24 protein-coding genes and 1 riboswitch are annotated in these 22,108 nt (G+C 66.7%); of the genes, 8 read left to right on the top strand and 16 right to left on the bottom strand.

The features are described 5' to 3' along the window. Positions 1-78 precede the first annotated feature (78 nt). Entirely contained in the window at positions 79-729 is a 651-nt protein-coding gene (locus BMZ48_RS07790) for a histidinol-phosphatase (RefSeq protein WP_091533537.1), read from the top strand. A 27-nt stretch (positions 730-756) separates the two neighbouring features. Here BMZ48_RS07790 and BMZ48_RS07785 read toward each other — a convergent pair whose 3' ends face one another. Beyond that, positions 757-1,554, bottom strand: coding sequence for an inositol monophosphatase family protein (locus tag BMZ48_RS07785; RefSeq protein ID WP_091533536.1), 798 nt, complete (start codon positions 1,552-1,554; stop codon positions 757-759). A 45-nt stretch (positions 1,555-1,599) separates the two neighbouring features. After that, positions 1,600-1,792, top strand: a riboswitch (cobalamin riboswitch). Positions 1,793-1,847: 55 nt separating this feature from the next. Here BMZ48_RS07785 and BMZ48_RS07780 point away from each other — a divergent pair. Next, complete coding sequence (locus BMZ48_RS07780) at positions 1,848-3,638, top strand: TonB-dependent receptor domain-containing protein (RefSeq protein ID WP_159431124.1); 1,791 nt, start codon at positions 1,848-1,850, stop codon at positions 3,636-3,638. Between the two features lie 60 nt (positions 3,639-3,698). Then, positions 3,699-4,235 (top strand): cob(I)yrinic acid a,c-diamide adenosyltransferase, encoded by a 537-nt coding sequence (locus BMZ48_RS07775; RefSeq protein ID WP_091533534.1) that lies wholly within the window; start codon positions 3,699-3,701, stop codon positions 4,233-4,235. Here BMZ48_RS07775 and BMZ48_RS07770 read toward each other — a convergent pair. From BMZ48_RS07770 to ampD, 3 genes are read right to left on the bottom strand one after another with little or no spacing between them, the layout of a single operon-like run. Continuing rightward, positions 4,219-5,049 carry a helical backbone metal receptor gene (locus tag BMZ48_RS07770; RefSeq protein ID WP_091533533.1) on the bottom strand — a complete coding sequence of 277 codons (831 nt, stop codon included), beginning with the start codon at positions 5,047-5,049 and terminating at the stop codon, positions 4,219-4,221. The two genes, BMZ48_RS07775 and BMZ48_RS07770, sit on opposite strands and share 17 nt — an antisense overlap. Continuing rightward, on the bottom strand, positions 5,049-5,915 hold the full coding sequence (ampE, locus tag BMZ48_RS07765; RefSeq protein ID WP_091533532.1) for a regulatory signaling modulator protein AmpE: 867 nt from the start codon (positions 5,913-5,915) through the stop codon (positions 5,049-5,051). The genes BMZ48_RS07770 and ampE overlap by 1 nt, the downstream gene beginning before the upstream one ends. Beyond that, a complete protein-coding gene (gene ampD, locus BMZ48_RS07760) occupies positions 5,912-6,499 on the bottom strand; it encodes a 1,6-anhydro-N-acetylmuramyl-L-alanine amidase AmpD (protein WP_200769564.1) in 588 nt (195 codons plus the stop codon). Before ampD ends, ampE begins: the two co-directional genes overlap by 4 nt. A 41-nt stretch (positions 6,500-6,540) precedes the next feature. Between ampD and BMZ48_RS07755 the strand changes: the two genes are divergently transcribed. Beyond that, positions 6,541-9,300 carry a M16 family metallopeptidase gene (locus BMZ48_RS07755; RefSeq protein WP_091533531.1) on the top strand — a complete coding sequence of 920 codons (2,760 nt, stop codon included), beginning with the start codon at positions 6,541-6,543 and terminating at the stop codon, positions 9,298-9,300. A 115-nt stretch (positions 9,301-9,415) separates the two neighbouring features. On the opposite strand, the gene BMZ48_RS07750 is transcribed toward BMZ48_RS07755, so the two are convergent. Further along, positions 9,416-9,712, bottom strand: a complete 297-nt coding sequence (locus BMZ48_RS07750) for a hypothetical protein (protein WP_091533530.1) — start codon at positions 9,710-9,712, stop codon at positions 9,416-9,418. Between the two features lie 170 nt (positions 9,713-9,882). Between BMZ48_RS07750 and BMZ48_RS07745 the strand changes: the two genes are divergently transcribed. Continuing rightward, positions 9,883-10,350 carry a tRNA (cytidine(34)-2'-O)-methyltransferase gene (locus BMZ48_RS07745; protein WP_091533529.1) on the top strand — a complete coding sequence of 156 codons (468 nt, stop codon included), beginning with the start codon at positions 9,883-9,885 and terminating at the stop codon, positions 10,348-10,350. Here BMZ48_RS07745 and BMZ48_RS07740 read toward each other — a convergent pair. Genes BMZ48_RS07740 through BMZ48_RS07725 form a run of 4 tightly spaced genes read right to left on the bottom strand, consistent with a single transcriptional unit; the run spans position 10,347 to position 12,548 of the window. Then, complete coding sequence (locus BMZ48_RS07740; protein ID WP_091533528.1) at positions 10,347-11,372, bottom strand: NAD(P)H-dependent glycerol-3-phosphate dehydrogenase; 1,026 nt, start codon at positions 11,370-11,372, stop codon at positions 10,347-10,349. The two genes, BMZ48_RS07745 and BMZ48_RS07740, sit on opposite strands and share 4 nt — an antisense overlap. A gap of 4 nt (positions 11,373-11,376) precedes the next feature. After that, on the bottom strand, positions 11,377-11,865 hold the full coding sequence (secB, locus tag BMZ48_RS07735; RefSeq protein ID WP_091533527.1) for a protein-export chaperone SecB: 489 nt from the start codon (positions 11,863-11,865) through the stop codon (positions 11,377-11,379). Between the two features lie 6 nt (positions 11,866-11,871). Continuing rightward, positions 11,872-12,126 carry a glutaredoxin 3 gene (gene grxC / locus BMZ48_RS07730; protein WP_091533526.1) on the bottom strand — a complete coding sequence of 85 codons (255 nt, stop codon included), beginning with the start codon at positions 12,124-12,126 and terminating at the stop codon, positions 11,872-11,874. Beyond that, positions 12,123-12,548: a rhodanese-like domain-containing protein gene (locus BMZ48_RS07725; RefSeq protein ID WP_091533525.1), complete on the bottom strand. Its 426-nt coding sequence runs from the start codon at positions 12,546-12,548 to the stop codon at positions 12,123-12,125. Before BMZ48_RS07725 ends, grxC begins: the two co-directional genes overlap by 4 nt. A 58-nt stretch (positions 12,549-12,606) precedes the next feature. Here BMZ48_RS07725 and BMZ48_RS07720 point away from each other — a divergent pair, with 58 nt between their 5' ends. The 3 genes from BMZ48_RS07720 (at position 12,607) to BMZ48_RS07710 (ending at position 16,050) form a co-directional block, all read left to right on the top strand. After that, positions 12,607-13,758 carry a murein hydrolase activator EnvC family protein gene (locus tag BMZ48_RS07720; protein WP_091533524.1) on the top strand — a complete coding sequence of 384 codons (1,152 nt, stop codon included), beginning with the start codon at positions 12,607-12,609 and terminating at the stop codon, positions 13,756-13,758. 97 nt (positions 13,759-13,855) lie between these two features. Beyond that, positions 13,856-15,202: a S41 family peptidase gene (locus tag BMZ48_RS07715; RefSeq protein WP_091533523.1), complete on the top strand. Its 1,347-nt coding sequence runs from the start codon at positions 13,856-13,858 to the stop codon at positions 15,200-15,202. A 2-nt stretch (positions 15,203-15,204) separates the two neighbouring features. Beyond that, complete coding sequence (locus BMZ48_RS07710) at positions 15,205-16,050, top strand: divergent polysaccharide deacetylase family protein (RefSeq protein WP_091533522.1); 846 nt, start codon at positions 15,205-15,207, stop codon at positions 16,048-16,050. Here BMZ48_RS07710 and ubiB read toward each other — a convergent pair. From ubiB to BMZ48_RS07675, 7 genes are all read right to left on the bottom strand, one after another. Next, positions 16,028-17,653, bottom strand: coding sequence for a ubiquinone biosynthesis regulatory protein kinase UbiB (gene ubiB, locus BMZ48_RS07705; protein ID WP_234981565.1), 1,626 nt, complete (start codon positions 17,651-17,653; stop codon positions 16,028-16,030). The two genes, BMZ48_RS07710 and ubiB, sit on opposite strands and share 23 nt — an antisense overlap. Next, positions 17,653-18,297 (bottom strand): ubiquinone biosynthesis accessory factor UbiJ, encoded by a 645-nt coding sequence (locus tag BMZ48_RS07700; protein WP_091533521.1) that lies wholly within the window; start codon positions 18,295-18,297, stop codon positions 17,653-17,655. Before BMZ48_RS07700 ends, ubiB begins: the two co-directional genes overlap by 1 nt. Next, positions 18,294-19,052 carry a bifunctional demethylmenaquinone methyltransferase/2-methoxy-6-polyprenyl-1,4-benzoquinol methylase UbiE gene (ubiE, locus tag BMZ48_RS07695; protein ID WP_091533520.1) on the bottom strand — a complete coding sequence of 253 codons (759 nt, stop codon included), beginning with the start codon at positions 19,050-19,052 and terminating at the stop codon, positions 18,294-18,296. Before ubiE ends, BMZ48_RS07700 begins: the two co-directional genes overlap by 4 nt. 70 nt (positions 19,053-19,122) lie before the next feature. After that, positions 19,123-19,551: a gamma-butyrobetaine hydroxylase family protein gene (locus BMZ48_RS07690; protein WP_091533519.1), complete on the bottom strand. Its 429-nt coding sequence runs from the start codon at positions 19,549-19,551 to the stop codon at positions 19,123-19,125. Further along, on the bottom strand, positions 19,548-20,873 hold the full coding sequence (gene hslU, locus BMZ48_RS07685; RefSeq protein ID WP_091533518.1) for an ATP-dependent protease ATPase subunit HslU: 1,326 nt from the start codon (positions 20,871-20,873) through the stop codon (positions 19,548-19,550). Before hslU ends, BMZ48_RS07690 begins: the two co-directional genes overlap by 4 nt. A gap of 96 nt (positions 20,874-20,969) precedes the next feature. Further along, positions 20,970-21,512 (bottom strand): ATP-dependent protease subunit HslV, encoded by a 543-nt coding sequence (hslV, locus tag BMZ48_RS07680; protein ID WP_091533517.1) that lies wholly within the window; start codon positions 21,510-21,512, stop codon positions 20,970-20,972. Positions 21,513-21,628: 116 nt separating this feature from the next. Further along, complete coding sequence (locus BMZ48_RS07675; RefSeq protein ID WP_091533516.1) at positions 21,629-21,982, bottom strand: hypothetical protein; 354 nt, start codon at positions 21,980-21,982, stop codon at positions 21,629-21,631. Positions 21,983-22,108 lie beyond the last annotated feature (126 nt).

Genomic DNA, 22,108 nt, shown 5'->3' with positions numbered 1-22,108 from the left:
ATTTTTCCATAGCCTGTAAAAACCCGGCAACGCGCGCGGCAAGCTGCTATCCTGCGCCGCCCCGACACCCCCGCCGCCATGCGTCTTGCCGTCTTCGACCTCGACAACACCCTGCTCGCCGGTGACAGCGACTATCTCTGGGGCCGCTACCTGGTCGAGCACGGCCTCGTCGATGGCGACACTTACGCGCGCGAGAACGAGCGCTTCTACCGCGAGTACCAGGCCGGCACGCTCGACATCCACGCCTATGCGGCGTTCGCGCTGCAAGCGCTGGTCGATGGCGATCTGGACATGCTACGGGCCCTGCGCGCGCGCTTCGTCGCCGAGCGCATCGCCCCGATCGTCGCGCCCGGAGCGCGCGCGCTGCTCGAGCGCCACCGCCGCGACGGCGACTGCCTGCTCATCACCACGGCCACGCACCGCTTCGTCGTCGAACCGATCGCTGAACTGCTGGGCGTCGAGCATCTGCTCGCCACCGAGCCGGAGATCGTCGATGGCCGCTATACCGGGCGTATCGCCGGCATCCCGAATTTCCAGAGCGGCAAGGTGCTGCGCCTGCGCCAATGGCTGGCAGACCGCCCGGCATGCACTCACATGAGCTGCTACAGCGATTCGCACAACGACATCCCGCTGCTCGAACTCGCGGACCGGCCGGTGGCCGTGGATCCCGACCCGGTACTCGCCGCGCTCGCCCGGGCGCGCGGCTGGCCGGTGATCAGCCTGCGCTGAAGACCCTACCCGCCCTGCGCGGTGCCCTCACAGCGCAAGCGTCGAGAACGCATCGTGCAAATGGCCGTTCGTGGCCAACACCGTGCGCGTCGCCAGCGACAGCGGCGCGCCATTGAGGTCGGTAAAGCGACCGCCGGCCTCGTGCACGATCACCGCGAGCGCGGCGATGTCGAGGATGTTAACGTCGGATTCGACCACGGCATCGATCTTGCCGGCCGCCAGATAGTGGTAATGCAGAAAGTCCCCGTAGCCGCGGATGCGGTGCAACTGCGGAATCAGCCGGCCCAGCTCCGCCCAGCGCGGCGAGCGCGCCAGCGTCGCCAGATTGCCGGTTGACAGTGTCGCCTTGGCCAGCGTGTCCACCGTCGAGACGCGCAGACGTTCAAACTGCGCGAGCGGCGTATCGAGCAAGCCACGCCAGGCACCTTGGCCATGCTCGGCCCAGACCAGTTCTCCCAACCCTTCGTTCCAGCACGGCGCACAGGAGACGCCGAGCACGAGCTCGCCGCGGCGCATCAGCGCGATCTGCACCGAGAAAAGGGGGTATCCGCGGACAAACGCCTTGGTACCGTCGATCGGATCAACCAGCCATAGGAATTCCGCACCGGCCTGATCGGGCCCGGTTTCCTCACCGTAGAAGCCATGCGCCGGAAAACGCGCCTTGAGCTCGGCCTTGATCGCGCGCTCGGCGGCAATATCGACCTCGGTGACCGGGCTGGCGTCGGCTTTGTAGCGCACGTCGAAATTGCCGCGAAACGCTTTGCGGATGATGTCGCTGGCGGCGCGGGCGGCATGCAGGGCGGCTTCGAGTTCGGCGCTGGCCATGGGCATTCCAACAAACGGACGAGGCGGGGCGGGCATGATAGCCGCTACAATGCATGCCACGCAGGTGCCGCTGCCGGGATCCTCCGGCGCGGTGAAACGGGAAGTCCGTGAGAGGCGGACACTGCCCCCGCAACGGTAACTGGCATACCAAGCCCCCTGTCACTGGCCATTCGCTGGGAAGACGGTCGGGCGTCAACACGCCAGAAGTCCGGAGACCGGCCTGCGAGGCCCGGCGCTAAAGCCGGATTCGCTGTGACTGTTCTGCCGCGGGGATGCGGCAGTGGAGCACGTCAATGAAACGCTTTGCACTCGCCGCTCTCGCGGCGGCGCCCGCATTCGCATGGGCGCAGGATCCGACCCCACTCGACCCCATCGTCGTCACCGCCACCGGCGCAGAAACCCGGCTGTCGGCGCTGAGCACCAACATGCTGGTGATCACGCGCGAGGACATCGAGCGCGCGCAGGCTTTCGACATCGCCGACCTGCTGCAGTTCTACGCCGGACTCGAGATCGAACGCTCCGGCGGCCCGGGCCAGCTGGCCTTCGTTCGCATCCGGGGCGGCGAAACCGACCACACGCTGATTCTCATCGACGGCGTGCGCGCCAATCCGGCCACCGGCGCGCCGGCACTGGAACGTCTCTCGCCGGCGATGATCGAACGCATCGAGATCATCAAGGGACCGCGTTCGACCCTGTACGGCAGCGACGCGGTTGCGGGCGTGATCAACATCGTCACCCGCCAGGGCACATCCAGCAGTGCCGACCTGCGCCTGCGCGCGGGCACACATGCCACCCGCGAGGGTGTGGCCGATCTGCGCTATGCCGATACCGACAAGCGATTCGCCCTTGGCATCGGCCAGATTCGCTCCGACGGCATTCCGGTGTGCAGCGACGGCGGGATGCCACGGGGTTTCGACCGCACCAGCGTGAACTTCAACGGCAGCCTCACGCGCGGCGAAACCCTCTTCTCGCTGCGTGCTTACGACAATCGCGGCAATACCGAATACGTCGATTTCTGCGGCCCCTTCGGCAACAACCCGCTGGACCAGGATTTCAAGCAGCAGATGCTTGCCGTCGAGCTCGATACGCATCCGCTGCCATCCTGGCGCCTGCGCACGACCATCAGCCGACTCAAGGACGATCTGCAGCAAAACCAGTCCGACGACTACATCCGCACGATGCGGCCGCAGATCGAGCTCGACAACCAGATCGAACTTCCGGCCGGCACGCTGGGCCTGCGTGCCAGCGCTGCCGAGGAGGATGCCTCGGTGCTGATCTTCGGCACACCGATCGAGGAAAACCGCGAGCTCTATGCCCTGCGCCTGCAGTATCAGCTCGCGCTCACGCGCCAGCGGCTGCTGCTCGCCGCAGCCTGGGATGACCACGACAACTTCGGCTCGAAGACGACCTGGACCGCCGAGTATGGCCTCGACCTCTGGCGCGGCGGCGAACTGCTCGCTGCCGCCGGCACCGGCTTTCGCGCTCCGAATGTCTTCGAGCGATTCACCGGCTTTGGCGGCAATCCGGATCTCAAGCCCGAATCCTCGCGCAATGTCGAGCTGGGTCTGCGCCAGCGCCTCGGCGCATACCAGCTCGTCGATGTGCGCCTGTTCCGCACCGATACCGACGATCTGATCGCCTTCATCGGCGGGCAGAACCGCAACGTTCCGTCGTACCGCAACGAGGGCGTCGACCTGAGCTACCGGCTGGAGCTTGAGCCGTGGTCGCTCACGCTCACCGGCCTGTGGCAAGACCCGGTGAACCGCGACACCGGACAAGCCCTGCAGCGCCGGGCGCGGCGCACCGCCGGTCTGAAGCTGGCGCGGCAGTTCGGCGCGCACAGCGCCGGCATCGACGTCGGCGCCAGCAGCAGCCGTCCGGACACCGATTTCTCGACGTTCCCGGCTTCGACGGTGACGGTCGGCGGCTATGCCCTGGTCGGCGCCCACGCCAAGCTGCGGCTATCGCCGCAGTGGCAACTGCGCGCCCGGCTGGACAATCTGCTCGACAAGCAGTACCAGACCGTCTACGGTTATCGGCAGGACGGCGCCGCCGGCTACTTGATGCTGCAATTCACGTATTGATCGATCCGATCGCCCGGCGGTCCGGTTGCGAAACCGGGCCGCCACTTTCGCAAAACCGGCATGGGACACCGACTCAGCAAGATCGCGACGCGAACCGGCGACACCGGCACCTCCGGGCTCGCCACCGGCGAGCGCCTGCCCAAGACCGACCTGCGCTTCGCGGCGATGGGCGATCTCGACGAACTCAACAGTGCGATCGGCGTCGTGCTCGCCACACACCCGCCGCCGCGCTTTGCCGAGCCGCTCGCCGAAGTGCAGCATCGGTTGTTCGACATTGGCGGCGAACTGGCGTTGCCGCAACACCCGGTCCTCGGCGAGGCCCAGGTCCTCCAGCTCGACCAGTGGCTTGCGGATTTCAACGCCGACCTGCCACCGCTCAAGGAATTCGTGCTGCCGGGCGGGGGCGGCGGCGCAGCCCATGCCCATTTCGCGCGCGCCGTGGCGCGCCGCGCCGAGCGCAGCCTCTGGCGTGTCAACGAGATCGCGCCGGTGAATCCGCAGTCGCTGCGCTATCTCAACCGCCTCTCCGACCTGCTGTTCGTGATCGCGCGCCAGCTCGCGCGTCTGCACGGACAAGAAGTCACCTGGCGACGCTGAGGCGCACCCGGTCCAGGCCCTCGCACAGCGCCTGCACCCCGTCGAGCACGCGCGGGGACTGCCGCGTCAGCGCATTGGCATCGACGACGACCCGGTGCGCCGGGTCGGCCGGCGCCAGCCCCGGCAGGCGCGCCCAATAGCGGCCGATCTGCGCAGGGTCTTCCTGCTGCGCATGCACGACGACTTGCGGCCGTGCCGCCAGCACGGCCTCTCGGCTCACCGGCGCCGCCAGCGCCGGCAAGTCGGCGAAAACATTGTCGCCACCGCACAGCTCGAGCGCCTCATGGATCGGGCTGTGGCGGTTGATGCTGTAGGCTGGATCGGTCTCGATCTGGTAGAACACCCGCAAACGCGCGCGGCCCGCGTACTGGCGGCGCAAGGCCTGCAAGCGCTGCCGGTAACGCGTGGCCGCGGCAACCCCGGCGTCCGCGGCGCCGGCGAGAACGCCGACCCGCTCCAATGCCACCGCGACGTCGTCGAGCCGGCGCACCGCGATCGCCTCGGTGCGCAAACCCAGCCGGCGCAAGCGCTCCACGGTCGGCTGCGGCGTGCCGCCATCCCAGGCGAGCACGAGATCCGGCCGCAAGGCAACGACTGCCTCGAGGTTGACGTTGAAGGCATCGCCGATGCGCACCTGCGCCGCGGCCTGCGGCGGCGCGTCGGTATAGGCGGCGACGCCGACCAACTGCGCGCAGCGCTCCACCGCGCACACCAGCTCGGCGAGATGCGGGGCCAGGGTAACGATCCGCTCGGCGGCGACGGCGCCACCGCAGACCAGAGCGAGCACCGCCGCCCACCACGCGCCATGCCGCATCAGAGCAGCGTCCCGGTCGCGAACAGTGCAAACGCGGCGAGCAGAATCAGCAACGCGCGCCGCTGCATGTTGAGAACCTCGTCGAGCAGCGCGTCCAGCGAGGCGGGCACGACGACCCCACCGTCGGACTCCTCGACCCCGAGCGCCGCGGTCGCTACCTCGGCGAGCACGGCCCAGGTCTGCGCGCGCCAGCCGTGCGCGGGGTCGCGCAGCAGACGCCGCCAGGCCAAGAGTGCATCGTCGAGGCTGCCGGCCAGCCCATACAGCAGGGCGGTGATCCGGGCCGGCAGCCAGGCCAGCCCCGCGTGCAACGCATCGGCCACGGCCAGTGCGGAGCTCTCCGGCACCGTTTCGGCGAGATACCGCGGCAGACGGCTCGCCAGCCGATAAGCCACTGCACCCGCCGGACCGAAGACGAAAAACCACAGCAACACGCCGAATAGCTTTTCGTGCGACTGGATGAACAACGCACCGGTGAGGGAGCGGTGGGTCTCGTCCGGCTCAGGTCCGCGTTGCAGGGCACGGGCGATTTGCGCAGCACGCACGACATCGCCGTCGGCACGCGCGCGCAGCCAATCGTGCACGTCTGCGGCGAGATCGCGCGGACCGAGGCACAGCAGCAGAACACCCGCCGACAGAATCAAATCCACGATCGGCCCTTCGATCTGGCCGAACGCCCATCCGACGGCAACCGTCGGCAGCGCCACGACACCGAGCGGCAGCAGCGGGGACCGCCACAGCCCCGCCGGCAGCACGGCCTGCAGCCTGCGCATCGCCGTCAGAAACAGCAGCGGCTGCCGAAAGCCGTGCAGGTGGCCGAGCATGCGCTCCAGGCCGAGGGCAAGAAGAATCCCGATCAGGGTCATGACACAGATGCTAACGCACGTCGATAACGCGTCCAGTCGAAAGCCGGGCCCGGATCGGTCTTGCGGCCGGGGGCGATGTCGCTGTGCCCGACGATCCGCGCCGGCGTGATGCGCGGATAGGCTGCGAGCAGACGGCGCGTCACCGCCGCCAGGCGCGCGTATTGGCGGGCGGTATAAGGCCGTGTATCCGTGCCCTCCAATTCGATGCCGATGGAAAAATCATTGCAGCGTGATCGGCCCTCGAAACACGACACGCCGGCATGCCAGGCGCGCCGGAGAAACGGCACATACTGGGTAAGGCCGCCATCGCGGCGAATGCACAGATGCGCCGAGACCCGCAGCTGCGCGATCGCCGCGAAATACGGGTGCGCGCCCGCATCCAGCGTGTTCGTGAACAGCGCATCGATCCACGGCCCGCCGAATTCGCCGGGCGGCAGCGAAATGCCGTGGATCACGAGCAGGCTGATATCCTGCGGATCAGGCCGCTCGTCGCAGTTCGGCGACAGGACACGGCGTACCCCGACGAGCCAGCCGTCGGCGTCGATGCCAGCGGAACCTTTGCCTGCGTGCGGCGTCTTTGCCATCGTCCGTATATTCTCGAAAACCGACCCACTGTGGGGACATCATGAAGAACGTCATCGCGGCCGTCACTGCGGCACTGCTGGGAGTGCTGGCGCTTGTGCCGGCACACGGCAAGCCCTCTGCATCCGAATTCCCAGACGTGCGCATCCCCTACGAACGCCATGTGCTGCCCAATGGATTGACGCTGCTGATCCATGAGGATCACAAGGCGCCGATCGTCGCCGTCAACGTCTGGTATCACGTCGGCAGCAAGGACGAGCGCCCGGGTCGCACTGGATTTGCGCACCTGTTCGAACATCTGATGTTCAACGGTTCAGAACACCACAACGACGAGTTTTTCCGCCCGCTCGAACCGGCCGGCGCGACCAAGATGAACGGTACCACCTGGTACGACCGCACCAATTATTTCCAGAACGTACCGACCAGCGCGCTCGATCTGACGCTGTGGCTGGAATCGGACCGCATGGGACATCTGCTCGGCGCGATCGACCAGAACAAGCTCGACGAGCAGCGTGAAGTCGTGCTCAACGAAAAACGTCAGGGCGAGAACGAGCCCTATGGCAAGGTCGACGAAGTGATCGCGGCGGCGACCTATCCGGCCGGGCATCCGTACTCGTGGACCACGATCGGTTCCTACGAAGATCTGAAGGCCGCGACGCTCGATGACGTCAAGGAATGGTTCCGCGAGCACTACGGCGCAGCCAATGCCGTGCTGGTGATTGCCGGCGACGTCAATCCCGCCGCAGTGAAGGCCAAGGTCGAGCACTACTTCGGCGACATTCCGCCCGGGCCGGTGCGCAAACGCCATGGCCGCTGGATCGCGAAGATGAGCGGCGAAAAACGGGCGACGCTGCAAGACCGTGTACCCCAGGCGCGGCTCTTCAAGGTCTGGAACGTCCCCGGGTTCTGCGAAACGGACGCCAATATGCTCGGCATCGCCGCCGCCGTGCTCGGCAGCGGCAAGAACAGCCGGCTCTATGAGCGCCTGGTGTACCGCGACCAGCTCGCGACCGACGTCGACGTCGGTGTCGGACCTTTCGAGATCGGCTCGCAGTTCATGATCGATGCGATGGTCAAGCCCGGCGGCGACATTGCCGCGGTCGAACGCGCGATCGACGAGGAACTCCAGCGCTTCCTGCGCGAAGGTCCAACCGCGGCCGAACTCGCGCGCGTGCGCACCAAGGTGTTTGCAAGCGCCCTGCGCGGGCTCGAACGCATCGACGGCTTCGGCGGCAAATCGGCCATCCTCGCGCAATACCAGGTGTATTGCGGCACGCCGGATCGCTATACCGAGGAGCTGCGCGAGGTGCGCGAGGCCACGCCGCAGCAGGTGCGTGATGTCGCCCGGCGCTGGCTGTCCGACGGTGTTTTCGTGCTCCAGGTCGAGCCATTCCCGGAATACACGGTCGCATCGACGGGCGCCGATCGCAGCCGGCTGCCGCCGCTCGGCGAGCCACCATCGCTATCGCTGCCACCGCTGCAGCGCGCAACCCTGTCCAATGGCCTTAAGCTCGTGCTCGTCGAGCGCCACGCGGCACCCATCGTGCAACTGAGCCTGATCGCCGATGCCGGCTATGCCGCCGATGCAGGCATCAAGGCCGGCACTGCCCGGCTGACGCTGGACATGCTCGACGAAGGCGCAGGCCGCTACGACGCGCTGGCACTGGCCGCGCGCAGCGAGGAACTCGGCGCCTTGATCTCCGCCGGCTCCACGCTCGATACATCCTTTGTGCGGCTCAATGCCCTTAAGGCCAGACTCGAACCCAGCCTCGACCTGTTCGCCGACGTGCTGCTGCGTCCGCGCTTCGATGCGCGGGAGCTCGAGCGTCTGCGCCAACAGCAGCTCGCCGCGATCCAGCAGGAAAAAGCCCAGCCTTACGGCATCGCCTCGCGGCTGTATCCGCAGCTGATCTACGGTGCGGGTCACGCCTACGCCAACCCGCGCAGCGGTACCGGCACCGAGGACAGCGTCGCCGCCATCACCGTCGACGACCTGCGCGCGTTCTACCAGCGCTGGCTGCGCCCCGACAATGCCACTCTGCTCATCGTCGGCGACACCACGCTTGAAGAAATCCGGCCGTTGCTCGAACGCCGGCTCGGCGCCTGGAAGGCACCGGATGTGCCATTGCCCCAAAAGAATCTCGCCGAGGTCGCACTGCCGCGCCAGCCGCGCATCGTGCTGGTGAATCGCACCGGTGCCGAACAATCGTTGATCCTCGCCGCTCATCTCGCGCCGCCGAAGTCCGACCCGGACGACCTGGCGATGCAACTGGTCAACACCGCCCTCGGTGGTAACTTCGTCTCGCGGCTGAACATGAATCTGCGCGAGGACAAGCGCTGGTCCTATGGAGCGTTTACGGTCATCTCCGGAGCCAAGGCGCAGCGCCCATTCATTGCCTATGCGCCCGTGCAGACCGACAAGACCGTCGAGTCGCTGCGCGAGATGCGCACAGAGCTTGCGACGGTGCGCGACGGCCGGCCGCTGACGGCGGATGAAATCGCCTTCGCACGCAACAGCCTCGTGCGGTCATTGCCGGGCGAGAACGAAACCGCCGCCGAAATCGCCGAGTCGTACACGACCGTGCTCGTGCACGAGCTGCCCGACGATTACTGGAATACGTTCGTCGACCGCGTCGAGGGCTTGTCGCCCGCAGCGATCAACGCCGCGGCGCGTCGGCTCGTCCATCCGGATGCGCTGACCTGGATCGTCGTCGGCGATCTCGCCCGCATCGAGCAGCCGATCCGCGAGCTCGGCTGGGGCGAGGTGATGGTGCTCGACGCCGACGGCAAGCGCCTGCGCTAAAGCGTTTGGCCGCCGGCCCGGCGCAGGCTTTTCATGCACGCGGGCGGGCCAGCGCCGCGCAACGCCGCATCTGCCCCGTGTCGAGGATCCATCTCCGACAGGTGCTCACTTGCGTTTATTGCATGTCGCCGAGCGGGCGGGCGATCGCATACTTGACCGGCTCGACGACGAAGCGGCGCGCCGGCTCCACCGGCGGTTCGCCCTGGAGGATCGACAGCGGCAACTGGACCACGAACAGGCCAACGCCCGCCACCGCCGCCACGATGCTCAGCGGCCGCACGATGACGAGGTCAAAGGCCATCGCCGCCGCGGACGGCGATTCGTCGATGCTGTCGAGATCGCTCTGGGCCCGCGCGACAGATGCGGTCAGCGCAAAAACGACCGCGGCAGCGAACAGATTCAGGGCCTTCATGGAGATCTCCGCGTTTTGCCAAGCTCGACAAGAGCTTAGAAGCCGTTCTCAACGCTGTCAATGAACTAAAGACCGCTTCTACAATGGCTTGCATCTGGTTTGCGGCGCGCCCCGCTCCGGTCGGCCGTGCACCCGCTACGGCGTCCCCGGCCTTGGCATCCTGAAAAAGCATGTTTCACGTCGCGCTCTATCAGCCCGAGATCCCGCCGAACACCGGCAACATCATCCGGCTGTGCGCCAACACCGGCGCACAACTGCACCTGATTCACCCGCTCGGCTTTCAGCTCACCGACAAGGCCCTGCGCCGCGCCGGTCTGGATTATCACGATCTTGCGATGGTGCACGAACACGCCTCGCTTGAGCGCCTGCGCGCGGCGCTGCCGCAGGCGCGCTGGCTCGCCTTCAGCACACGCGGCGTGCTGCGCTATGACCGTGTTGCATATTGCGCGGGCGACGTCTTGCTGTTCGGACCAGAGACGCGGGGTCTGCCGGATGCCGTGCTGGAGACATTGCCGGCGTCCCAGCGCCTGTATCTGCCGATGCGCGCAGCCAGCCGCAGCTTAAACCTCGCAAACGCAGTGGCCATCGCCGTCTATGAGGCGTGGCGGCAGATGGGATTCGATGGCAGCAGAGCCTAACCCGTCTCGGCCTTGGCCGGGCGTGTCGCCAGCGCCCGCACTGCCTCCACCGGGCTCATCTGCCCCGCGAGCACGGCAGCAACGGCGGCGGTGATCGGCATCTCGATGCTGTGTCTGTGCGCGAGCCGCAGCACCTCCGGCGCGGCACGCACGCCTTCGACGACCTGGCGGATCTCCCGGCTGGCCTCCTCGACCGATTTGCCCTGCGCCAGCAGCAGCCCCAGACGGCGGTTGCGCGACTGGTTATCCGTGCAGGTGAGCACGAGATCGCCCATGCCGGCCAGCCCCATCAGCGTCTCGGCGCGCGCGCCCAGCGCTTCCGCGAGCCGCATGATCTCGGCAAGCCCGCGCGTGATCAGCGCAGCGCGCGTATTCGCACCCAGGGCCAGACCGTCGGCGATGCCCACGCCGATGGCCATGACGTTCTTGGCGGCGCCGCCGATCTGCACGCCGACCAGATCGTCGGTCCAGTAGGCGCGGAAGCCGCCGCCATGCAGATGCTTGGCGATCTTCTCGGCAAAAGCCTGGTCGGTCGAGGCGATCGTGACCGCGGTCGGCAACCCCAGCCCCAACTCCTTGGCAAACGTCGGCCCCGACAACACGGCGAGCGGGCGTGAACCGGCCAGCTCGTCGGCGAAGACTTCGTGGATCAACCGGCCACTGCCGGGCTCCAAGCCCTTGCAGGCGACGACGATCCCCTGTCGGGGGCGCAGCAGCGGCGCGAGTCTGCGCAAAGTCTCGCGCAAGGCATGCGCGGGCGTTGCAAGCAGCAAGTCCGCGCAGGCCGTCACCAGTGCCGGCAAATCTGCCGTCGCGGTGAGCTTGGCCGGGAACGCACAGCCTGGCAGGTATTGCGCGTTCTCGCGCGCCGCCTGCATCGCCGCGATCCGCTCGCCGTCACGGCCCCATAACAGGGTCGGACCATTGCGCCGCGCAAGATGGATCGCCAGCGCCGTGCCGAACGACCCGGCGCCGATCACGCCGATCGGGCACTCCTCCGGGTGTGGATCAGGCGTCGCCATCACCTCAGTGGGCGGCAGCGGCCGCAGCCGGAGGCACTTGCGCGCGCGAGCGGTTCAGATGTTCGAGATACAAGGCCTCGAAATTGATCGGCTGCAGCAATAACTGCGGAAAACCGCCGCGCTGCACGAGATCGGCGATGGTTTCGCGCGCGAACGGGAAGATCAGGCTGGGGCAGTATCCGCCGAGCACCGCCTGGCGCTCGGATGCGTCCGGGAATCCGCGCACCAGAAAGATTCCGGCCTGATGCGCCTCGGCAAGGAAGGCCACGTCGTCGCCGAGGCGGGCGGTGACGGTCACCGACAGCATGACCTGGACGTTGTCGCCGTCGAGGTTCTTGACCTCGGTGTTGATTTGCACGTCCACCTGGGGCTGCCACGGCCGCGTGAAGATCTGCGGCGCCAGCGGCACCTCCAGCGAAGCATCCTTGACGTAGATCTTCTGCAGCAGCACCTGGCGCTGCGGCACGCCACTGGTCGGTTTGGGATCGGTCATGTCGTTTCAGTCTCGCAGGAGTGGATCGAGCCCGCCGGCGCGGTCGAGGGCATACAAGTCGTCACAACCGCCGACGTGGACATCGCCGACGAAAATCTGCGGCACGGTGCGCCGGCCGGTGATGCGCATCATCTCGTCGCGCTGCTCGGGCTGCTCGTCGATCCGGATTTCCTCGACCTGCACCCCCTTGGCGGCGAGCAGGCGCTTGGCCATCACGCAGAACGGGCAATGGCGCGTACTGTACATTCGCACCGCTTTCATCGGGTCGTCACCGGCAGATTGGCACCGAGCCAGGCGTTGAGTCCACCGCGCAGCGGGTAAACCTCGGCAAAGCCGTTCTTGCGCAGCCGTTCGGCCGCGGTCACGGCGGTGGAGCCGAGCGCGCAGTAGACGAGGATCGGCCGCGTCTTGTCCTTGCCGAACTGGCCGATGTGCTCGTCCAGCTTGGTGATCGGCGCGTTGTAGGCGTGCAGCAGGTGGCCTTTCTTGAAATCGGCCGGGGGGCGCACGTCGAGGATGATCGGATCGCGGTCGTTGATCAGGCGTACCGCCTCGGGTACCGACAGACGCTTGCCGCCGGCGATCGCGCCATGGATCTCGTTGGCGATGAACAGTATCAGCAGCACGCCGAGCAGTGCGAACAGCACGGGGTGGTTGCTGACAAACTCGATGAACTGGGCCATGAACGAAAAACCGCCGCGCCGTGCGCGGATGCAGGAATAAAACCGCTAGCATTATCGCATGAACCGCTTGGGGCTCCTCGCCGTCCTGTTGTGCTGGCTGGCCGCCGGCACGGCGCTATCTGCGAGTACAGAACTGCGCCAGAGGCAAGAGGCGCTGGAGCAAGTGCAGGCGCGGATCGCCGAGCTGACGAAATCGATCGAGGCCGATCAGGCCCAGCGCGATGCCCTCGCCGCCGACCTCCAGGACCTGGAACGGCGGATCGCCGCAACCGGCCGCGAACTCAAGGCCCTGCAGCAGCAGGCCGCGGCACAGCGCAGCCGCATCCACGACACCGAAACCGAGATCCTCGCCGCACGGCGCGCGCTGGAGCGGCACACCGCGAACCTGCGCCAGCAGCTGCGGGCGGCCTATGTGATCGGCCGCCAGGGGCGGACCCAGCTCCTGCTCAACCAGAGCGATGTGCACAAAGTCGGCCGTGTACTGGTCTATTACGACTACCTGCAGCGCGCCCAGCGCACGGCGATCGAAGGAATCCGCGCCCGCGTCGATACGCTCGAGGCATTGTCGGAACGTCTGCAGGCGGAAGTGGCGCGGCTGACGGAACTCAAAGCCCAGCAGGAAGCCGCCCTCGCCCAGCTCAAGGTGTCGCGCGACCAGCGCGCCAAACTCCTGCAGCAGTTGCGCGCGCGTCTCGCCGACGAAGAGGGCGAGCTCAAGCGGCTGCAGGCCGATGAACGCGCGATCCGCCAGCTCATCGAGCGCCTGCAGGACAGCTTCGCCGACCTGCCGCCGGATGTCGGCTTCTCCGATCAGCCCTTCGCATCCCTGCGCGGCAAGCTGCCGTGGCCCGTGCGTGGCCGCCTGATCGCACGCTATGGGGAGCCCAAGGCCGGCGGCAAGCTGACCTGGAAGGGCCATTGGATCGGCACCCAGGAAGGCACCGCGATCAAGGCCGTCGCGCGCGGCCGCGTCGTCTATGTCGGCTGGATGCACCGCTATGGCCTGATCGTCCTGCTGGAACACGAAGGCGGTTATTACAGCCTGTACGGACATGCACAGGCCGCCAACGTCGCCATCGGCGACAAGGTGCGTGCCGGACAGGTGATCGCCAGCGCCGGCAGTACCGGCGGCCATGATCAGCCGGGGGTCTATTTCGAACTGCGCAAGGGGACCGAGCCGATCGATCCGCGGCTGTGGCTCGCGCGCTGACGATCTGCACCGCCGATGCGGGAACCCGGCGCTTTCCGCGCCGTCCTACACTTGCTATCGTGCCATCATCAGCTTTTTCCGACCCGCAGCTTTCTCCATGTCATTTTCGTATCGCGTTCCGCTGGCGCTCGCAGCCGGCATCCTCATCGGCGCATCGGTCAGTCTCACCTCCGGCGTTCTCGCCGACAAAACCAAGTCGCCGCCGGAATCCCTGCCGGTCAAGGATCTGCAGACTTTCGTCGAAATCCTCAACCGCGTGAAGACCGACTACGTCGAACCGGTCGAGGACAAGGTGCTGCTGGAGAACGCCGTGCGCGGCATGCTCTCCGGTCTCGATCCGCACTCGGCCTATCTGGACAAGGACGAGTTCAAGGAAATGAACATCGCCACCTCCGGCAAGTTCGGAGGGCTGGGCATCGAGGTGCAGATGCAGGACGGCTTCGTCAAGGTCGTCGCACCGATCGACGACACCCCCGCCGCCAGGGCCGGCATCCAGCCCGGTGACCTCATCGTCAAGATCGACGACACCCCGGTGAAAGGCCTGACCCTGAGCGAGGCCGTGAACAAAATGCGCGGCGAACCGGGCAGCACGGTCAAGCTGACACTGGTGCGTGAAGGCGAACCGGCGCCCAAGGTCATCGAACTCAAGCGCGACGTGATCAAGGTGTCGAGCGTGCGCGGACGCCTGCTCGAACCCGGCATGGCGTATCTGCGCATCTCCAGCTTCACCACTGAAACCGCACCGATGCTGGGCAAAGAACTGGCCCGGCTGAAATCCGAATCCGGCGGTGCGCTCAAAGGCATGATCCTCGACCTGCGCAACAATCCAGGCGGCGTGCTCGACGCCGCAGTCAAGGTCAGCGACAGTTTCCTCGAACACGGCAAGATCGTCACGATCCGCGGGCGCGATGGCCGCGACGGGCGCGACTTCGAAGCCACGCCGGGTGATCTGCTCGACGGTAAACCGATCATCGTCATGATCAATGCCGGCTCGGCGTCGGCCTCGGAAATCGTCGCCGGCGCCTTGCAGGACCACAAACGCGGCGTGCTCGTCGGCAGCCGCAGCTTCGGCAAAGGCTCGGTGCAGACGATCCTGCCGCTGTCCAACGAAGGGGCGATCAAGATCACGACCGCGCGCTATTACACGCCTTCCGGCCGCTCGATCCAGGCCGAGGGGATCGAACCCGACATCATCATCCGGCCGCTGCGGATCGCGCGCGACGACAACGACTCGGAAAACGCCTTCGAGCCGGTCTCCGAAGCCGACCTCGCCAAGAGCCTCGCCAACGAAAATGGCGATCCCGCGCACAAGGATGAGCTCGCGAAGAAACGCGAGGCGGCCGAGCGGCAGGCCCAACAGGCGCGCGCGCTCGCCGAATCCGATTACGCGCTGTACGAGGCACTGAATCTGCTCAAGGGCCTGGTGATCGCCAGGGCGCCGTGACCATGTCGCGCCTGTGGCCTCTGGCCGCCGCCCTTGCGATCCTGCTCGGCGGCCTGATGCCAGCAGCCGCGGCGGCGCAGCGCCCCTGGATCAGCATCATCGTCGACGATCTGGGCGACAACTGGGATGAAGGCCGCGCCGCCGTGGCCCTGCCCGGCCCCGTGGCCTGCGCGTTCTTGCCCGAATCGCCCCATACGCGCCGGCTCGCGGAATCGGCTTTCCGCGCCGGCAAGGAAATCCTCGTGCATCTGCCGCTGGAGCCGCTCGCCGGCCGCGCGCACCCGCTGGCCCTGTCGGCACAGCCCCCGTATGCCGCCAACAGCGCGCAACTGGCCCGCCTGCTCGCCAGCGTGCCGCACGCTGTTGGGGTCAACAACCATCAAGGCAGCCGTGCCACCGCCAACCGCAGCGCCATGCACTGGTTGATGCGCGAGCTGTCGCGCCGGGGCAGCGGCTACTTTGTCGACAGCATGACCACCGCCGACAGCGTCGCCTATCCTCTGGCCCGGGCCTACGGCATCCCGGCGACACGCCGCCGCGTGTTCCTCGACCACGATCGGGGCATCGAACCGATCCGGGCACAGTTCCAGCGCCTGATCGCGATCGCACGCCAGCAGGGCGGCGCGCTCGCCATCGCCCACCCGTACCACGAAACCTATGCGGTACTGACGGAAATGCTCCCGCGCCTCTCCGCACTGGGGGTCGAATTGGTCCCGCCTTCCCAGTTGATCCGTCGCACCGAGCAGCGTCTGCTCGTACAACCGGTGATGCTGCGGATGAGCACGGCGCTCACCCTGCCGATCCCCAGCCTGCCAGCCGCGGATCTCAGCGCCGCCGCAACGCGCTGATGCCCAGCGCCAGCGCCAGTGCGCCGAGCAACCAGCTCGGCAGCGGTGCGCCGGCGACGACCCAGCCCTTGCCGGAGACGTAAATCAAGGCCGCGCAGAAAGCGAGCGCAGCGGCGGCGATCATCCGTAACTGGCGACGGTTGGACTGCCGCACTTCCGCGCGCAAATCCTCCAGCGCCTGCCGCGACACAGCGCCCGGACCATCGCCGCTGGCGATTTGGCGCAGTGCGCGGTGGGTGAGCTCGGGAAGCGATTCCACCAGCAGCGGCAGATTCGCGCGCAGCCGCTCGAGCGTCGCCGCCGGCCCCAGCCGCCGGCGCATCCATTCCTCCATGATCGGCTTGGCCGTCTTCCACAGATCGAGGTCGGGATTGAGCTGGCGTCCGAGCCCCTCGATCTGTAGCAGTGTTTTTTGCAGCAGCACGAGCTGCGGCTGCACCTGGTAGTTGAACCGGCGCGCGATCTGGAACAGGCGTACGAGGAAAAACCCGAAGGAGATTTCCTTGAGCGGGCGCTGGAAAATCGGCTCGCAGACGGTGCGGATCGCAGCCTCGAATTCCTCGACGCGCGTACCCGGTGGGATCCACTGGCTCTCGACGTGCAACTCGGCGACGCGCCGGTAATCGCGATTGAAGAACGCGTAGAAATTCTCGGCGAGATAACGCTGATCCGACGGTGTCAGTTGGCCGACGATGCCGAAATCGACCGCAAGATAGCTCGGCCTCTTGGGGTCGGAGACATCGACGAAGATATTGCCCGGGTGCATGTCGGCGTGGAAGAAATTGTCGCGGAAGGTCTGCTTGAAGAAGATCTCGACCCCGCGTTCCGACAACACCTGGAAATCCACCCCGAGCGCGCGCAGCTTGTCGAGCTCGCGGATCGAGACGCCGCGGATGCGCTCCATCACGAGCACCCGCGTCCGCGTGTAATCCCAGTAAACCAGCGGGTGGTAGATCAGCTCGGACCCGAGCCAATTGCGACGCAGTTGCGCGCAGTTGGCCCCCTCGCGCATCAAATCCAGTTCGTCGAGCAAAACTTTTTCGTACTCGGCGACGACTTCCATCGGCCGCAGACGCCGCGCCGTCGGCGAGAACCGGTGCGCGAGCTGGGCGAGCGTGCGCAGCAGCTCGATGTCGCCGGCGATGACGGTCTCGATACCCGGACGCAGCACCTTGACCACGACCTCGAGTCCCGGGCTGCCGTCGTCGTTGCGCAAGCGCGCCGCGTGCACCTGGGCGACGGACGCCGAAGCCAGCGGCACAGGATCGAATTCGGCGAACAGCTCGCCCAGCGGGCGCCCCAGCTCCCGTTCGATGATCGCCGCCGCCTGCTCGCCCGGAAAGGGCGGCACCCGATCCTGCAGCTTGGCCAGCTCCTCGGCGATGTCCGGCGGCACGAGATCCGGACGCGTCGACAAAGCCTGGCCAAACTTGATGAACACCGGACCGAGTTCCTCGAGCGCCAGTCGCAGCCGCTCGCCGCGCGGCCGCGGATCGCGGCCGGCATGGCGCGGATCGAGAAACTCGCGCAGGCCATAACGGGCCACGACCCTGCGGATCTGCCAGATCCTGCGCAGGCGCGAAAAATCCAGCAGCGCCCTCATCAGCCGGCCCTCGTCTCAAGGCGGCGCAGGCGCGCCTCGAAGCGGGCGACATCGTCGCGCAGACGCTCGACCGCCTGCATCCATTCTTCTACGTCGGCTGCGCGCGCCAGATCGCCCGTTTCCTCGCGCAGATATTCGGCGACATCAAGCCCCAAGGTATCGAGCCCGCGCCGCCCCCAGTCGAGCAGGACGCGCAAACCTCCGACTGCGCGGTGCGCTGCGGCATCCCCGAGCACGCGCGCGGCCAGCTCCTCCGCATCAAAGCCGACGCCGGCGAGGATGCGGCTGAAGCGCTGGAGCAATTCGACGTCACCGTCGATCTGCAAGCCGCGCGGGATCTCGGTTTCGCCGCCGGGCTGCGCCGTGGCCAGCGCAAGCCGCAGCAGATTGCTCAAGGCGCCGCTGACCCGCACATCGGGCGGCGCCACCGGCTCTGCGCCGACACGCACGCCACCGCCATGAAACTCGATGAAGAAGGACCAGGCCGGCACGTATGTGCGCAGCTCGATGCACCGGCCGGAAAGTTCGGCGCAGGCCGCAAGCGCCGTATTCTCGAGCGAGAGATACCGGTTGAGCGCGATCTCCAGCGCCGCGCACAACAGCGCCGGGGGTGCATTCGGCGTACGCTGCTCGTCTGCGGTCATTCGAGCCGAAACCCGCGATGCACGGCGACGATGCCGCCGGTCAAGTTGTACACCTGCACGCGCGCCAAACCCGCCTCTTCCATCATCCGCTTGAGCGTCGCCTGATCGGGATGCATGCGGATCGATTCCGCCAGGTAACGGTAAGATGCCTCGTCGTTGGCGACGAGCCGCCCCATCAGCGGCAGGACCTTGAACGAATATTCGTCGTAAACCTTGGACAGCGCCGAATTCAGCGGCTTGGAGAACTCGAGCACGAGCAGGCGCCCACCCGGCTTGAGGCAGGCGCGCATCGAGCGCAGTGCGGCGTCTTTGTCGGTGACGTTGCGCAACCCAAAACCAATCGTGATGCAATCGAAACTGCCCTCTGCGAAAGGCAGCTTCTCGGCATCGGCCTGTACCAACGGCACACCGACGATTCCCCGGTCGAGCAGACGCCGGCGGCCTTCGCCGAGCATCATCGCGTTGATGTCGGAGAGTACGGCCAGACCCTGCGGACCCACGGCGCGCGCGAATTCGCGCACCAGATCGCCCGTGCCGCCGGCGACGTCGAGCACCCGCTCGCCCGGCCGCACCCCGGCCAGATCGATGACGAAGCGCTTCCACAAGCGATGAATGCCCAGCGACATCAGGTCGTTCATCAGGTCGTAGCGTCGCGCCACCGACGTAAACACGCCGGCGACCCGCGCCCGCTTCTCATGCACGGGCACCTGTTCGTAACCGAAATGCGTATAGCCGGGTTTGTGCTCGGAAGCCATGGCAAGCAATCCTGATCGGATTGCCATTGTAGCGGCTGCCCGGCGGCAGGCCGCCGCGCCGGGATTTCGGCTATTCGCTTCGGTCCTTCCCGGCAGCGGGCGGCGTGTAGGTTTTCACCAGGGCCGACAGCTTGACCACGTCGGATTCGCGTGACATGCCGTGTTGCTCTAGCCGCTCGAGATAGCGCGCCCAGTTCTCCGCGTACCGCTCGCCGAGCGTGCGCAGCACACTCCAGGAATAAAGCCCGGTATCGTGGCCGTCATCGAAAACCAGTCTGACCGCATAACGTCCGACCGGCTCGATGCGCACGATGTTCACGTTACGCTTGCCACCGATCAGCATCGGTTCGGGCAGCCCATGCCCCTGCAACTCGGCGCTCGGCGAGAACACGCGCAGATATTCGCAGGGCAGCGCATGGCGCACACCGTCGGGCCAGCTCACTTCCAGCAGGCGCGACTGGCGGTGCAGGCGGATCGAGGTCGGTGCGGGCGTGCTCACAGGATGTAGCGGCTCAAGTCGTCGTTGCCGGCGAGCGTCGCCAGACGCTCATTGACATAGGCGACATCGATCGTGATCCGGCTACCGCTGCGCTCGGGCGCCTCGAACGCGATGTCCTCCATCAGCCGCTCCATCACCGTGTGCAGGCGGCGCGCGCCGATGTTCTCGGTGCGCTCGTTGACCTGCCAGGCGATCTCGGCGATGCGGGCGAGGCCCTCGCGTGTGAATTCCACATCGACCCCTTCGGTCTTCATCAAGGCCCGGTACTGTTCGGTCAGCGCGTAATTGGGCTCGGTGAGGATGCGCAAAAAATCCTCGGCGGTGAGCGGGTCGAGCTCAACGCGGATCGGCAGGCGGCCCTGCAGCTCCGGGATGAGATCGGACGGCTTGGCCAGGTGGAACGCGCCCGAGGCGATGAACAGGATGTGGTCGGTCTTGACCGCACCGTACTTGGTCGTCACCGTGCAGCCCTCGATCAGCGGCAGCAGGTCGCGCTGCACGCCTTCGCGCGAGACATCGGCACCGGTGTATTCGCCGCGCTTGCAGATCTTGTCGATCTCGTCGATGAAGACGATGCCATTCTCCTCGGCGTTGCGCAGCGCCTCGGCCTTGATTGCCTCGTCGTCGATGAGCTTGGCGGCTTCTTCCTCGATAAGCTGCGGAAGGGCATCGGCGATTCTCATCTTGCGCGTCTTCTGCCGGCCCTGGCCCAGGTTGGCGAACAGTGACTGCAACTGCTGGGTCATCTCCTCCATGCCCGGTGGGCCCATCAGCTCGATGCGCGGCAAGGTCTGCGACAACCGGATGTCGATCTCCTTGTCGGCGAGGCGGCCCTCCCGCAACTGCTTGCGGAAGACCTGCCGCGCGGCGCTGAATTCTTGATGGCGCTGCGGGCTGGGTTCGCCGAAATCCTTCGGTGGCGGCAGCAGTGCATCGAGGATACGCTCCTCGGCCGCGAGTTCGGCCTGGTCACGCACCCGCCGCATCGCCTGCTCGCGGGTCATCTTGACCGCGACGTCGACGAGATCGCGCACGATCGTGTCCACGTCCTTGCCGACATAGCCGACTTCGGTGAACTTGGTCGCCTCGACCTTGACGAACGGCGCATTCGCAAGCCGCGCGAGACGGCGCGCAATCTCGGTCTTGCCGACACCGGTGGGTCCGATCATCAGGATGTTTTTCGGATGGATCTCGGCACGCAGCGGCGCATCGAGCTGCGCGCGGCGCCAGCGGTTGCGCAAAGCGATGGCGACCGCACGCTTGGCAGCCTGCTGGCCGACGATGTGGCGGTCGAGTTCGGCGACGATTTCCCGCGGCGTCATCGGAGGCGAGGAATGAGCAGATGCGTCCATGGTTCGATCCTGCGATGCGGGCGCGCAGGAATCCGCATGCGAAATCCGATCCGCGCCCGCGTTATCTCATGGCCCGATCGTTTCGATCGTCAGCGTGTGGTTGGTGTAGATGCAGATGTCCGCAGCGATGTGCAGCGCCTTTTCGGTGATCGTGCGGGCGTCGAGGTCGGTGTTCTCGACCAGCGCGCGCGCCGCCGCCTGGGCGTAGGCGCCGCCGGAGCCGATCGCGAGCACGCCGTGTGCTTCCGGTTCCATGACATCCCCATTGCCCGTGATCATCAGCGATGTGTCCCGATCGGCGACGATCAGCAGCGCTTCGAGCCGGCGCAGGTAGCGGTCGGTGCGCCAGTCCTTGGCCATCTCGACGGCCGCCCGCACCAGCTGGCCGCTGTGCTTTTCCAGTTTGCCCTCGAAGCGCTCGAACAGGGTGAACGCATCCGCCGTACCGCCTGCGAATCCGGCGATGACTTTATCGCCGTAGAGTCGCCGCACCTTGCGCGCGTTGCCCTTGATCCGCGTCTTGTCAAGCGAAACCTGGCCGTCGCCGCCGACGGCGACTTGGCCGCCGCGGCGCACACTCAGGATCGTCGTGCCGTCAAACTGTCTCATGCGCCCGGATGGTCGGGGGTGGAAAGATGATCGTGAGGGCACTGTGCCGGTCTTTCAAGCACAATAAACGGAAAAGGGCGCCGAAGCGCCCTTTCCACACGGCCAGACGCCGGACTTCAGTGGGCCTGCTCGGCCGGGGCAGCGGCCTCCGGCTGGGCGGCAGCCGGCGCCTGGGCTGGGGCGGCAGCAGCCGGCTCGCACTTGGCCTTGGGCTCGGCGGCGCAGTCGCAGACCGCGGTTTCACCAGCCGCGCACTGGATGGTGGCGACGACGCCATCACCGCAATCCTGCGTGCAGGACTGCGCGGCGGCGCTGGCATCGGCCGCGGCTTCGGCGGCGGGCGCGGCGGGCGCGGCCGCCGGTGCGGCAGCCTCGGGGGCCGGCGCAGGAGCGGCCTCTTCCTTCTTGCCGCAGGCGCTCAGAGCCAGCGCGAAGGCCAGGCCCATCGCGGTGATAATGTGACGATTCATGATCAAGACTCCCAGAGTTTCGTATGGACGGACAGCGCAAGGGTTGGCGATCCCGATACACAGGGATCGACGGCCGCGGATGATACGCAGAATCTGGCGGCGCACAAGCACCCACCAGCCACACCG

The organism is Fontimonas thermophila, assembly GCF_900113085.1.
Classification (GTDB): Bacteria; Pseudomonadota; Gammaproteobacteria; order Nevskiales; family Nevskiaceae; genus Solimonas; species Solimonas thermophila.
Note: the sequence above shows the minus strand (reverse complement) of the source record. Positions and strands in the feature narration are given on the sequence as shown.